General features: G+C 71.9%; 12 protein-coding genes. 6 read left to right on the forward strand and 6 right to left on the reverse strand.

Annotation, left to right across the window (positions count from 1 at the left end):
• Nucleotides 1-59 precede the first annotated feature (59 nt).
• The 5 genes from MMA15_RS08910 to MMA15_RS08930 all read right to left on the reverse strand — a co-directional run bounded on the left by MMA15_RS08910 (nt 60) and on the right by MMA15_RS08930 (nt 5,093).
• A complete protein-coding gene (locus tag MMA15_RS08910; RefSeq protein WP_241058582.1) occupies nt 60-1,505 on the reverse strand; it encodes an NCS2 family permease in 1,446 nt (481 codons plus the stop codon).
• Between the two features lie 231 nt (nt 1,506-1,736).
• A complete protein-coding gene (locus tag MMA15_RS08915) occupies nt 1,737-2,642 on the reverse strand; it encodes a LysR family transcriptional regulator (RefSeq protein WP_241058583.1) in 906 nt (301 codons plus the stop codon).
• Between the two features lie 64 nt (nt 2,643-2,706).
• Complete coding sequence (locus tag MMA15_RS08920) at nt 2,707-3,090, reverse strand: type II toxin-antitoxin system death-on-curing family toxin (RefSeq protein ID WP_241058584.1); 384 nt, start codon at nt 3,088-3,090, stop codon at nt 2,707-2,709.
• A gap of 3 nt (nt 3,091-3,093) precedes the next feature.
• Complete coding sequence (locus tag MMA15_RS08925) at nt 3,094-3,297, reverse strand: Arc family DNA-binding protein (RefSeq protein ID WP_372498212.1); 204 nt, start codon at nt 3,295-3,297, stop codon at nt 3,094-3,096.
• 41 nt (nt 3,298-3,338) lie between these two features.
• Nucleotides 3,339-5,093 carry an MFS transporter gene (locus tag MMA15_RS08930; RefSeq protein ID WP_241058585.1) on the reverse strand — a complete coding sequence of 585 codons (1,755 nt, stop codon included), beginning with the start codon at nt 5,091-5,093 and terminating at the stop codon, nt 3,339-3,341.
• A 150-nt stretch (nt 5,094-5,243) separates the two neighbouring features.
• On the opposite strand from MMA15_RS08930, the gene MMA15_RS08935 reads away from it, so the two are divergent.
• Nucleotides 5,244-6,125, forward strand: coding sequence for an alpha/beta fold hydrolase (locus MMA15_RS08935; RefSeq protein WP_241058586.1), 882 nt, complete (start codon nt 5,244-5,246; stop codon nt 6,123-6,125).
• Nucleotides 6,126-6,220: 95 nt separating this feature from the next.
• Here MMA15_RS08935 and MMA15_RS08940 read toward each other — a convergent pair whose 3' ends face one another.
• Nucleotides 6,221-7,048, reverse strand: coding sequence for an IclR family transcriptional regulator (locus MMA15_RS08940; protein ID WP_241058587.1), 828 nt, complete (start codon nt 7,046-7,048; stop codon nt 6,221-6,223).
• A 50-nt stretch (nt 7,049-7,098) separates the two neighbouring features.
• Here MMA15_RS08940 and MMA15_RS08945 point away from each other — a divergent pair, with 50 nt between their 5' ends.
• From MMA15_RS08945 to MMA15_RS08965, 5 genes are all read left to right on the forward strand, one after another.
• On the forward strand, nt 7,099-8,715 hold the full coding sequence (locus MMA15_RS08945; protein WP_241058588.1) for an MFS transporter: 1,617 nt from the start codon (nt 7,099-7,101) through the stop codon (nt 8,713-8,715).
• A complete protein-coding gene (locus tag MMA15_RS08950) occupies nt 8,712-9,860 on the forward strand; it encodes a cupin domain-containing protein (protein WP_241058589.1) in 1,149 nt (382 codons plus the stop codon). The genes MMA15_RS08945 and MMA15_RS08950 overlap by 4 nt, the downstream gene beginning before the upstream one ends.
• Nucleotides 9,857-10,744: a fumarylacetoacetate hydrolase family protein gene (locus MMA15_RS08955; RefSeq protein WP_277400105.1), complete on the forward strand. Its 888-nt coding sequence runs from the start codon at nt 9,857-9,859 to the stop codon at nt 10,742-10,744. The genes MMA15_RS08950 and MMA15_RS08955 overlap by 4 nt, the downstream gene beginning before the upstream one ends.
• 107 nt (nt 10,745-10,851) lie before the next feature.
• Nucleotides 10,852-11,421: a maleylpyruvate isomerase N-terminal domain-containing protein gene (locus MMA15_RS08960; protein WP_241058590.1), complete on the forward strand. Its 570-nt coding sequence runs from the start codon at nt 10,852-10,854 to the stop codon at nt 11,419-11,421.
• Between the two features lie 102 nt (nt 11,422-11,523).
• Entirely contained in the window at nt 11,524-12,702 is a 1,179-nt protein-coding gene (locus MMA15_RS08965; protein ID WP_241058591.1) for an FAD-dependent oxidoreductase, read from the forward strand.
• Nucleotides 12,703-12,707 lie beyond the last annotated feature (5 nt).

Below are 12,707 nucleotides of genomic sequence, written 5' to 3' on the forward strand. Positions count from 1 at the left end.
CCGGACCACAACGAACGCTTATGGACGGCGACTCGGCAGAGGCGCCCGCCCGTGCCCCGTCACTTGACGCCGAGGAGCTGCTTCAGCGGGTCGATGGCGAAGTAGACGAGGAAGAGCAGCGCCGTGCCCCACAGCAGCCAGTGCACCTCGCGGACCTTGCCCAGCCACGCCTTGATCACCACGAAGGCGAGGAAGCCCGCGCCGATGCCGTTGGTGATGGAGTAGGTGAACGGCATGACGGTGATGGCGAGGAAGGCGGGGACGGCGACCTCGTAGCGGTCCCAGTCGATGTGCTTGACCTGCGTCATCATCAGGAATCCGACCGCGACGAGCGCGGGGGACGCCGCCTGGAGGGGCACGATCGTCAGTACGGGCGTGAGGAAGAGCGCGAGGCCGAACAGGCCGCCGGTGACGAGGTTGGCGAAGCCCGTACGAGCACCCTCGCCGACACCGGCCGCGGACTCGATATAGGCGGTGGCCGACGAGGACGACGAGGCGCCGCCCGCGACGGCGGCAGCACCGTCTATGAGCAACACGCGGCCCAGATTGGGGACTTGGCCGCGTTCGTCGAGGAGCCCCGCTTCGGACGTGACGCCCACGACGGTGCCCATCGTGTCGAAGAAGTCCGACAGGATGAGCGTGAAGACCAGCAGCACGACGGTCAGAACGCTGATGTGCCCGAACGCGCCGAGCAGGTCGAACTCGCCCAGCAGCCCGAAGTCGGGCGGCGCCACCGGCTTTTCGGGAAGCGCCGGGGAGATCAGCCCCCAGGACTTGACCTCGGCGTACTCGTTGATGACGACGGCGACGACGGTCATCAGCACGATGCTGATGAGGATGGCGCCCTTGACCTTGCGGCACAGGAGCATGATCGTCACGAACACGCCCACGCAGAAGACGAACATGGGCCAGCCGACGAGGTTGCCGGTGCCGAGCTGGACGGGGACGGTGGTCTTCGCGTCGTCCGGGATGCGGGTGACGAAGCCGGCGTCCACGAAGCCGATGAACGCGATGAACAGGCCGATGCCGACGCTGATCGCCTGCTTCAGCGGCTGCGGGATGGCGTGCATGACGGCCTCGCGCAGACCCGTCATCACCAGCACACAGATCAGCAGGCCCTCCAGGACGATGATGCCCATCGCATCGTCCCAGCTCATCAGGGGCGCGACCTGGACGGCGACGATCGCGTTGAGCCCCATCCCCGCCGCCAGCGCCACCGGGAGATTGCCGCCCACGCCCATGATCACGGTCATCACCGCGGCCACGAGGGCGGTGGCGGTGGCCAGTTGGACCGGGTCGAGCTGCTCCCCGAACTTGTCCTTCGCACCGCCCAGGATGATCGGGTTGAGCACCAGGATGTACGCCATCGTGAAGAAGGTGGCGAACCCTCCGCGTATCTCCCGGTTGAAGGTCGAACCGCGCTCGGTCACGCGGAAGAACCTGTCCACGGGTCCGACGGACTTCAGCCGTGGACGGTGGACCGGGCGCGTAGGGCTCGACTGCATGGCTGCGTCTCCTGAACCTGCTGGTGAGAGGAGTGGGCGGAGCGACACCGCCGGGGCTGGGCAGCGCGTTGCTGGCGGATCATACGCGGTATGGCGGATTTCACAATTGTGTTGGGATATTTGATGTTTGAACGGCTACCATCGCCTGCCGGTGTCTCCGGCGAGCCCCGACCGCGGGCCCGTGCGCCGGTCGGCGGGCCGCAGAACCAGAGGGTGGCGGGAGGCGGGCTTCTAGCACCCGACCCGGTTCGCGGCGGCCGCCTTCAACTCGTCCAGCACCAGTGCCGTAGCAGGGATGTCCAGGTGCTCGCGCAGCACATATGCGGAGACCTGCCGCCGTGAGGCCGGGTCCAGCGCGCGTCCGGCGACCTTCCGGTGCACGAGGAAGGACAGCACCAGGCCCGGCATCATGGCGATGCCCAGCCCCTCGGCCACGAGGCTCTGCACGACGAGAATGTCGTCGGTCGTGAAGGCCACATCGGGTGCGAAGCCCAACTCGGCGCACTCGTGAAGGAAGTTGGCGCGGCACCGCAGACATCCCGCGATCCACCGCTCGTCCGCCAGCTCCGCGAGCCGCACCGCGCGCCGCCGCGCCATCGGATGCCCGGTCGGCAGCAGCACCGTCAACTGGTCCTCCATCAACGGGATCTCGACCAGCTCGTCCGGCACCTGCTCATGGAGACCGGGATAGGTGAAGGCGAGGGTGATGTCGCACTCGCCGTCTGCCACGCGCCGCATGGAGTCCGGCGGCTCCGCCTCCTGCAACTCGACCCGTATTCCCGGGTGTTGCGCCCCCAGGCTCGCCAGCGCCTCCGGTACGAGGGTCGCCCCCGCGCTGGGGAAGGCGCACATCCGTACGCGCCCGGCACGTAGCCCGGTGATCGCCGAAAGCTGCTGCTGAGCGGCGGTGATCCGGTCCAGGATCACGCCCGCGTGCCGCTCCAGCGCCTCGCCCGCCTCGGTCAGCCTCATCTGCCGCCCGACGCGTACGAACAGGGGCGTGCCGACGGACCGTTCGAGGGCCTTCATCTGCTGGGTGATCGCGGGCTGTGTGTAGCCGAGTGCCCGCGCCGCCGCCGAGTACGAACCGGCGCGGACCACTTCGTGGAACGTGCGTATGTGCCGCGAGTCGAACATGGTCGAACCATAAGCGGATTTTGGGGCCGGGCGACACAGGAGTATGAGGGCTTAGAGCGGGAGATCACCTGCCGTCGCGAAGAGACCGCAACGCACGCGCGATCACCGTCACTTCCTCGATCTTGCCCGCCGCGACGTCCATGACCAGTCCGTAAGCCGCGTCCTGGTCGGCCTCGACCATCTCCACACCGTTGAAGTCGAGGAATACGACGGTGCACATCCACCCGAGGCGCTTGTTGCCGTCCACCAGCGGATGGTTCACGACGAGCGAGTGCAGAAGCGCAGCGGCCTTCTCGAACAGCCCGGGATACGCCTCCACCCCGAACATCTGCGACTTCGGCCGCAGCAGGGCCGACGAGAGCAGACCGATGTCGCGCACCGCCACTTCCTGCTCGGGGCAGGCGAGTTGAGCGAGATCCAGGGCTTCCTGGAGGGACAGGTACTTCACCGGCTACTCCCCGAGCCTGCGCAGCAGGTCCGCGTGCTCGGTCGCGTACTTGGCTCCCAGCTTGCGGACGGTCGCGCGGTCCGCCTCCTCGACCAGATAGCGCTCCACAGCCTGAACCACTATGGCGTGCATGCTGCGGCCCTCCGCCTCGGCGCGCTTCTTGAGGGTCTCCTGAACATCGTCGGGCAGACGCAGATTCATTGCCATACCGAAAAGATACCAGCTTTGGGGCCACGGTGGTACCGCCTTCAATGCCGCTCCCGGAGCCTCCCCGCGACTCCCACGCCCAGCGCGCACACGAGCGCCGACGCCGCGTAGACCGCGACGAACGCGAGGGGACGCCCTTCCGTACCGGCCGCCTCGGCGCCGCCGGCCGCGTGCCCCGCCGCGCCGACCCGCACCGAACCGCCCCCGCACAGCGCGAACGCCGCGCCCGTGACCGCCAGCAGCACCACGTTGGAGAGGCTGTCGGACATCTGGAGGGCGGCGGAGTTCTTACCCGCCTCCTCCGGTGCGGAGAGTTCCAGCAGCAGAACGCTCGTCGAGGAGATCACCAGGCCCATCCCGTAGCAGCCGACCGCCATCGCCACAGCCAGCGTCCACACCGGCACCGCCGGGGCCAGCGCGAGCGGCGCGTATGCGATTCCGCACGTCACCAGGACCATCCCGGCACGTGCCAGGCGTGCGCGGTACGGGCCGAGCCGCGGCCGTGACTGGGTGAAGGAGCCCAGCGCCCACGTCAGGCCGCCCGCCGCCATCGCCAGACCGGCCATCGTGACCGACAGCCCGCGCTGGCTGACGAGCATCAGCGGCACGAAGCTCTCCGCCACCACGAATCCGCCGGAGGCGATGCCGCGCAGCAGCACCACCGCGGGCAGGCCCCGCGCCGCGCGATAAGTGCCGTGGGGCAGCAGCCGCAGGGCCGCCGGTACGAGCAGCGCGGCGCCCGCGACCGCGGGCAGCAGCGCGAGGAGCGTCAGCCGCTGCCCGGCGTACTGGAGCAGCCCCGCACCCGCGGCGAGCACCACCGCATAGCGCAGCCGCCGCCGGTCGTCCGGCCTTCTCGCCGCTTCGCCGCCGGGCGGCGGGCCGGACGCGGAACGGCGCAGGGCGGGCATCATCACCGCGAGCGGCACCGCCACCAGCACCGGAATCCCGAGGAACACCCAGCGCCAGCCCAGATGCTGGGTCACGGAGCCCGCGATCAGCGGACCCACGACGGCGGGCACCACCCATGCCGCCGCGAACGACGCCATCACCGTGGGCCGCAGCCGCTCCGGATAGGCCCGGCTGACCGTGACGTACAGCGCGACGATGACGAGTCCGCCGCCGACGCCCTGAAGTGCCCGCCCCAGCACGAAGATCCACATGCTGGTGGCAGTGCCGGACGCGACGAGCCCGGCGGCGAACGCTCCGATGCCCGTCGCCACCGGAGGCAGCGGGCCGCGCCGGTCGGACCACTGACCGGAGACGACCATGCCGAGCAGCGAGGTGGTGAACAGGGCGGAGAAGGCGAAGGCGTAGGCCGATACGCCGTGAAGCTCGTCGGCGGCGACGGGCATCGCCGTGCCTACGGCGGTCGCCTCGAAGGCGATGAGGAAGATCACGGAGACGATGCCGAGGGTGAGGGCCCGGTATCCGCGGCTGAGGACGGTCTTCTCACGCCGGGCCGGGGGCGGTTCGGCGGACGGCTTCACAAGGGGCGCTCGGGGCGGGGGCGCGGCGGGCGCATGCGCCGGTGCCGCCGTCGACGCCGGTGCCTGTGAGTGTGCCGGTGCCGGTGCCGGTGCGGCCGAACGGCCCCCGGGCGGCGCCGAGTCGGGCGAACCGGCTGCCGCCTCGCCCGGCGTCTCACCGATCGCCTCGTTCACCGCCTCGTTCACAGCCTCGTCCCCCGTGCCGTAACGCGTGCGGGCCCCCGTACCGCCCGGCGCCGGGCTGCCCTCGGAGCGAGGCGACTTGGGCGCTCCCGCCCGGCCGGGCTCGTCCGCGGATGCAGTCATACGACGCACGCTAAGGCTCCCCGCCTGCGGCGGCACCTGACTTTCGGCCGACTTCGGCGCCTCCCGGCTCGGCCTTTCGCCCTAGGGCGCGCCGGGGGCCCGGCCGAACGGTGACGGCTGTACGCCCCCGCTTGGGGCACGCTGAGGGGTATGCCGCACTATTCGTCGTATGACGGCGCCGAACTGAACTACCGCGTTCTCGGTTCCGATCCCCCGGGACGCGAACGGCCGCCCCTGGTCTGCCTCGCCGGCGGCCCGGCGCGCGACGCCGCCTATCTCGGGGACCTCGGCGGGCTCGGCGCATACCGGCGTCTGATCGTGCCCGACGCCCGTGGCACGGGGGACTCCCCGGCCGCCACCGATCCCGGCGAGTACTCCTTCCCCCGGCTCGCCGAGGACGTCGAAGCCCTCCGCGGCCATCTCGGTCTCGGCCGCTTCGCCCTCCTCGCGCACGACGCGGCAACGGCCACCGCCCAGACGTACGCGGCGTCCCACCCGGACCGTCTGACCGGTCTCGTGCTGCTCAACCCGGGCTCCCGGCTACAGGGCGAACTCCCCGACGACGCACGGCAGATCTTCAACTCCCGTGCCGCTGAGGGCGACTGGTGGGCTGAGGCACGCACCGCCGTTCGGCTCCTGGAGCAGGCGACCGACCTGGACGAGATCCGTACGCTTCTGCACCGTGCCGCGCCCATGGGGTACGCACGCTGGGACGAACCCCAGCGGGCGCACGCCGCCGAGGAGGGCGACCAGCTCAACCCGGTGCCCCGCGCGGGCTTCTGGCAGGGCGTCGACGAACGGGCCCGCCTCGCCGTGCTGGACGCGCTGCGCCGCGTGGAAGCCCCGGTCCTCGTGGTCACCGGAGATCTCGACGCGGTGACGGGCATGCGCGCGGGCGAGGCCGTCGCCCGGTGCTTCCCCAACTCCCGCCTCCACACCCTCAAGGACACGGGCCACTACCCCTGGATCGACTCCCCCGGTTCGCTGGTCCGCCTGCTACAGGACTTCCTGCGGGAAGCGCCCTCGGTCTGAGCGCGCCCTCCGCCTGAGCCCCCGTCTCCGCCGATCGCCCGCGCGGCCACGGCCCCGACTGCACGTCGTGCGGCGCCCGTTCGGCCCGTCGCGCGCTATGCGGCGGACGCGAGCGCGAGGTCCCGGCCGATGCCCGTGACGGCGGCGGAGATCGCCGCGACCCACACCGGCAGGACGTCCTTGCCGAAGCGTGCGGTGGGCGCGGCGAGGGAGACCGCCGCGACAGGCTGCCCGTCGGGGTCGTGCACGGCCATGCCAACGGCCGTCAGCCCCGTCTCCGTCAGGCCGTCGTTGACGGCGAAGCCCCGTTCGCGTACGAGGGCGAGTTCACGGCGGAGCCGTCGCAGACCGGGCCGGGCCGAAGGTGCTCCGGCGTCGTGACCGGCGGTGTCGTCGGTCGAGCGGCCCGTCCCGTCCCCGTCCTCGTCCCTCGCCTCTTCCCCGCCGTAGAGGCGCTCCAACTCGCCCTCCCCCAGCGCCGAAAGCAGCACCTTCCCGCCGGAGGCCAGATGCGCCGGCAGCGCGAGGCCCGCGCGGTCCCCGACGCGCAGGACGCGGTCGCATTCGACGGTGGCGAGGAACCGCACTTCCGTGCCCGCGAGCACCATCAGGTTCGCCGTCTCGCCCGCGCGCTCCACCAGCGCCTCCAGGTGGGGCCTGGCGATCCTCCGCAGCAGCGCCACCGGCGCCTCGGAGACCTCGGTGGGCCGCAGCACCGGCCCCGCGCGGTAGCGGCGGTCGTCGATCTGCTCCGCGAAGTCCCGGTAGACGAGCATCGCCAGCAGCCTGTGCGCCGTCGAACGGGACACCCCGAGCTGCTCGGCAGCGTCCGTGACGCGCAGCGGGCCCTCCTGTCGCAGCAACTGCGCGAGGTGCAGCGCGTGGTCGACGGAGCCGATGGCATACGGCGGTTTGTTCTTCACAGCAGAAAACTCTATCCCGCAGGAAGGAATCACGGGCAGTCTGCCGTGGTATGAGCCGCTTCACATCCGCCGCGAACGCTCACGCCGCGCGGCCCGGAGCCACGCCCTCCGCCGCGCACGGGGCCACGTCCGGGCCCACGCCCTCCGCCTCCTCCCCGGCCTTCCGCAGCGGCGCGACCCTCGTGACCGCGCTGTGCTGGGTCATCGTCGTCTTCGACGGCTACGACCTGATCGTCTACGGGACCGTGCTGCCCCGCCTCCTCCAGGAGCCCGGCTGGGAGCTGTCCAAGTCCGGTGCGGGGCTGCTGGGTTCGCTCGCCTTCGCGGGCATGCTCATCGGGGCCGTGCTCGCGGGCAGGCTCGCCGACCGGTACGGCAGGCGCCGCACGATCCTGGCCTGCACCGTGTGGTTCTCGGTGTTCACCGCGCTGTGCGCCCTCGCGCCGGGCCCCGCCTCGTTCGGCGTGCTGCGGCTGCTCGCGGGCGTCGGCCTCGGCGGACTGGTGCCCAGCGCCAACGCCCTTGCCGCCGAGTACGTACGGGCCCGCCACCGCTCCGTCGTCTCCACCCTGATGATGTCCGGCGTGCCCATCGGCGGCGTACTGGCGTCGGTCACCGGGATGTTCGTGATGCCGCGCTTCGGCTGGCAGGCGATGTTCCTGATCGCGCTGCTCGCGCTGGCCGTCGTAGTGCCGGTGTGCTGGCGGCTGCTGCCGGAGTCCGCCGTCTGGCTGCGTACGGAGGGCCGCCACGGGGAGGCCGAGCGGCTGGAGCGGCGCTTCGCGCTGCCCGCGGGGGAAAGCGAGGGCGAAGGCGAGCACGGGGACGGGGACGGTGACGGGCGCGAACACCCCGACCGCGGGCGGTCGTTGAGGTCCCTGCTCCGCGCGCCCTACACCGCCGCGACGCTCGTCTTCTCGCTCGCCACGGTCGCCACCCTGTTCGCCTGGTACGGGCTGGCGACCTGGCTGCCGCAGCTCATGGTGGAGACGGGCTTCGATCTCGGCTCCTCGCTTGCGTTCCTCCTCGCGCTCAGCCTCGGCGCCGTCACCGGCTCGCTGCTCACCGCGTGGGCGGGCACACGTATCGGCCCCGTACCGACGGCGGTGACCGCTGCGGGACTGGCGGCCGCGGGCCTCGCCGTACTGCTGCTGCATCCGGCGACGTGGATCGCCTACGGGGCGCTGGTCCTGGCGGGTGTCGGCACTCACGGAACGCAGTGCCTGATCATCGCCGCGGTCGCCGACCACTATCCGCCCCGACTGCGCGGCAGCGCCCTCGGGTTCTCGCTGGGCTTCGGGCGCATCGGTGCCGTGCTCGCACCGCAGACCGGCGGCTGGCTGCTGGCGGCGGGGCTCGGCGTCGACTCCAACTTCCTTGTCTTCGCGCTGGGAGCGGGCTTCGCGGCGCTGCTGCTCACCGTGCCGCGCGGCTCGTCCGAGAACAGCGGCCCGCCCGAGAACAGCGGTACGTCCGAGAACAGCGGTACGTCCGAGAACAGCGGTAAGTCCGAGACCCCGGGCCCCGGCGGTCCCATGGCCGCGGACGAGCCCGCACCGGCGGCCCCGCCTCCGGCAGCCGCCCCCGGAAAGCCCGCCCCGAACGAGCCCGCCCCGAACGAACGCGACTCCAGCACACCAGACCCGAGCGAAGGAGCACCGCAATGACCACCGCACCGGTGCGCATCACCGCCGCCGAAGGCCCAGGGCAGCCCGAACGCACCCCCGAACTGGAGGAGTTGTACCGGGGTTTCGAGTCGGAGCTGCTCGTACCGCTGTGGACGGAGATCGGCGACCTGATGCCGCACGAGCCGAACTCCCGTGCGCAGGCCCACGCTTGGCGCTGGAGGAATCTGCTGCCGCTGGCCGAACGCGCAGGGCGGCTCGTACCGGTGGGCCGTGGCGGCGAGCGCCGGGCCATCGCCCTCGCCAACCCCGGCCTGGGCGGCGCCCCGTTCGCCACTCCCACGCTGTGGGCGGCGATCCAGTATCTGGGGCCGCGTGAGGACGCACCCGTGCACCGCCACACGCAGCACGCCTTCCGCTTCGTCGTCGAGGGCGAGGGCGTCTGGACGGTCGTGGACGGCGATCCGGTGGCCATGCGCCGGGGCGACTTCCTCCTCACCCCGGGCTGGCATTTCCACGGGCACCACAACCGCAGCGACGCGCCCATGGCGTGGCTCGACGGCCTGGACATACCTCTCTCGCACTACACCGGTTCCACCTTCTTCGAGTTCGGCCCGGACGAGGTGGGCGACCGCACGGCGCCCGCACGCTCCCGCTCCGAGCAGCTCTGGTCGCACCCGGGGCTCACGCCGGTCTCGGCCGCCGGGACGCCGCGGCCCAGTTCACCCATCGCCGCCTACCGCTGGGAGCACACCGACCGGGCGCTCGACGACCAACTCGCCCTGGAGCGGGACGGGTTCGCGGGCGTACTCGAACCGGGCCATGCCGCCGTGCGGTTCACCAACCCCACCACCGGCGGAGATGTGATGCCCACGATCCGCGCCGAGTTCCACCGGCTGCGCGCGGGCACCGTGACCGCCACACGGCGCGAAGTGGGCTCGTCCGTCTACCAGGTGTTCGACGGCGCCGGCACGGTACGCGTCGGGGAGCGCGAGTGGACCGTCGCACACGGCGACCTGTTCGCCGTGCCGTCGTGGCAGCCCCTCACGGTGGCCGCGGCGGGCGGCGAAGGGCTCGACCTCTTCCGTTTCAGCGACACCCCCGTGTTCGACCGGCTCCACCAGTCCCGCGTCCACATCGAGGACACCCCCGTCGAAGACATCCCGTCCGAAGGAGCCGCACGTTGAAGCTCGCCACCCTCCGCATCAGCGACACCGGGAGCACCGCCGCCGGCGGGGCCGCCCGCCATGGCTCGCGCACCGAGGCCGTACGCGTCGACGACGACGGCCACTGCACGGGCCTCGGCTTCGCCGACGTGGGCGAACTCCTCGCCCAGGACGGCTGGTTGGACACCGCGGCGACCGCACGGGCCTCCGGTACGCGGCATCCCCTCGACGCCGCCGACCTGGCGCCGGTGGTTCCGCGCCCCGGCAAGGTCGTCTGCGTAGGACTCAACTACCGCAACCACATACTCGAGATGGGACGCGAACTCCCCGAGCACCCCACGCTGTTCGCCAAGTACGCGGACGCCCTGATCGGTCCTCGCGACACGATCGAACTCGCCGAGGAGTCCCGACAGACCGACTGGGAGGCCGAGTTGGCGCTGGTCGTCGGCGAGACCGTGCGCCGCGCCGACGAGGCACGGGCGCGGCGGGCGATCGCCGGATTCACCGTCCTCAACGACGTCACCATGCGCGACTGGCAGTACCGCACCAAGCAGTGGCTTCAGGGAAAGACCTTCGAGGCCACCACCCCCGTGGGGCCCTGCCTGGTGACCCCCGACGAACTGCCCGGCGGCACCGCGCCCGCGCTGACCATGACCTGCTCCGTGGACGACGAGCCGATGCAGAAGGCCGACACGTCCGAACTGGTCTTCAGCCCCGTGGAGTTGGTCCGCTACGTCTCCACCGTCACCACTCTCCGGCCCGGCGATGTCATCGCCACGGGAACACCGGGCGGCGTCGGCCACGCACGGAAACCCCCGAGGTATCTCGCCGACGGCTCCCGCCTCGTGACGGAGATCAGCGGCATCGGGCGGCTGGAGAACATCGCGCGGCGGGCAGTCGATTGACCGCGCGCAGCACACGGGACCCGGCGGGCAGGGCGAACTCACCCGCGCCGCACCGCACTTCACATCCGCCGGACGACTCGCCCCGCACTTCGTCGGTACGGCACTGGATGGACGACGGCACCGGCCGGTTCCTCGCCGCCGTGAACGCCCTGCCCGACAGCGGCTTCGGCGCGCCCACGGCGCTTCCCGGCTGGACGCGTGCCCATCTCGTAGCGCACGTCCACCACAACGCGGAGGCGCTGATGCGGCTGCTCCACTGGGCCCGTACGGGCGAGCGGACCCCGATGTACGCGAGCGCCGGCCAGCGCCGGGCCGAGATCGAGGAGGGCGCGCTCCTCCCGGCGCCCCGGCTGCGCACCCTCGTACACGACTCGGCCGTCGAACTGGCCTCGGCCGTCGACGGACTGCCGGACGGTGCCTGGGACAACGAGGTCGTCACGGCACAGGGCCGTACCGTCCCGGCGCGCGAGGTGCTGTGGATGCGGACACGTGAAGTGGCGGTGCACGCGGTCGACTTGGAGGCCGGTACGGGCTTCGCGGACCTGCCCGCCGGCCTCAACGCGGCCCTGGCGGCGGACGCCGCACGCAAGCACGCGAACGGCGGCGACGGCGCCGCGGTCGCCGCCTGGCTGACGGGCCGCACGGCCGAGGCGCCACGTCTCGGTCCATGGCTGTAGGCGGAGCCGTGGCGGCAGCAAGGGGAGGACAGCGAACCGTGAACCACGTGAACAGCGCCGGCAACGACAGCCGGCGAATCGGCCGAATCCGCGAAGCCGGACGTGGACGTCGTCATCGCGGGCGGCGGCATCGCCGGGCTCGGGAACGCCTACGCGCTCGCCACAGCGGGGCACCGCGTCCGCGTGCTGGAGCGAGCCCCGGACTTCACCGAGATCGGCGCCGGGCTGCAACTCGCGCCCAACGCGACGCGTGTGCTGCGTGGTTGGGGCCTGCTGGACGAGGTCGTCGAACTGGGCGTGCTGCCGCGCCGACTGGTCTTCCGCGACATGCTCGACGGCACCCCGCTGACCCGTCTCGATCTGGACGACGTCTTCGAGGCCCGCTACGGAGCACCGTATGTGCTGATCCACCGCAGCGACCTGCTCCGTGTGCTCGTCTCGGCGTGCGAGCGCGCGGGCGTCGACCTCGTGCCCGATCACGACGTCGTCGGCGTGGAGACGGACGGCGACCGTGCCGTCGTGCACACGGCAGGCGTCCGTGCCCGCCACCGCGCCCAAGTCGCCCTGGCCGCCGACGGGTTGCGCTCCCGGCTGCGCGCACGCATCAGCGATGACGAGCCGGTCCCCTCCGGTTATGTCGCCTACCGGGGGGCGTTCCCCGTGGCCGAGGTCGCCGGGCGGCTCGGCGAGGACGCCCTTCGCGACGTCGTCGTCCATATCGGCCCCGGCTGCCATCTGGTGCAGTACCCGCTGCGCTCGGGGGAGATCTTCAACACCGTCGCCGTCTTCGCCTCGCCCGGCTTCCGGCGGGGAGAGAGCGACTGGGGCGGCCCCGACGAACTCGACGCGGCGTTCGCCGACGCCTGCGAGGAGGCGCAGCGCGGCCTGAAGTCCCTCTGGCGCGACCGCCGTTGGCCCATGTACGACCGTGAGCCCATCCCCAGGTGGGTCGACGGCCGGCTCGCCCTCACCGGCGACGCCGCCCATCCCATGCTCCAGTACCTCGCGCAGGGCGCGTGCCAGGCGCTGGAGGACGCGGAGTGCCTGGCGGCCCGGACCGTGAAGTACCGGGCGCCGGGCGGCGGTTGCGACTGGCCGGGTGCCCTGCGCGAATACGAGGCGGCACGTACGGCCCGTACCGCCGAAGTGCAGTACGCGGCCAGGGTGTGGGGTGAGACCTGGCACGTCGACGGCTTCGCCCGCACCCTGCGCAACACCCTTTTCCGCGACCGCGATCCGGCGGACTTCCGCCACGTCGACTGGCTCTACGCCGCCCCATAGAATCC

The sequence above is a fragment of the Streptomyces marispadix genome (assembly GCF_022524345.1).
GTDB classification, from domain to species: domain Bacteria; phylum Actinomycetota; class Actinomycetes; order Streptomycetales; family Streptomycetaceae; genus Streptomyces; species Streptomyces marispadix.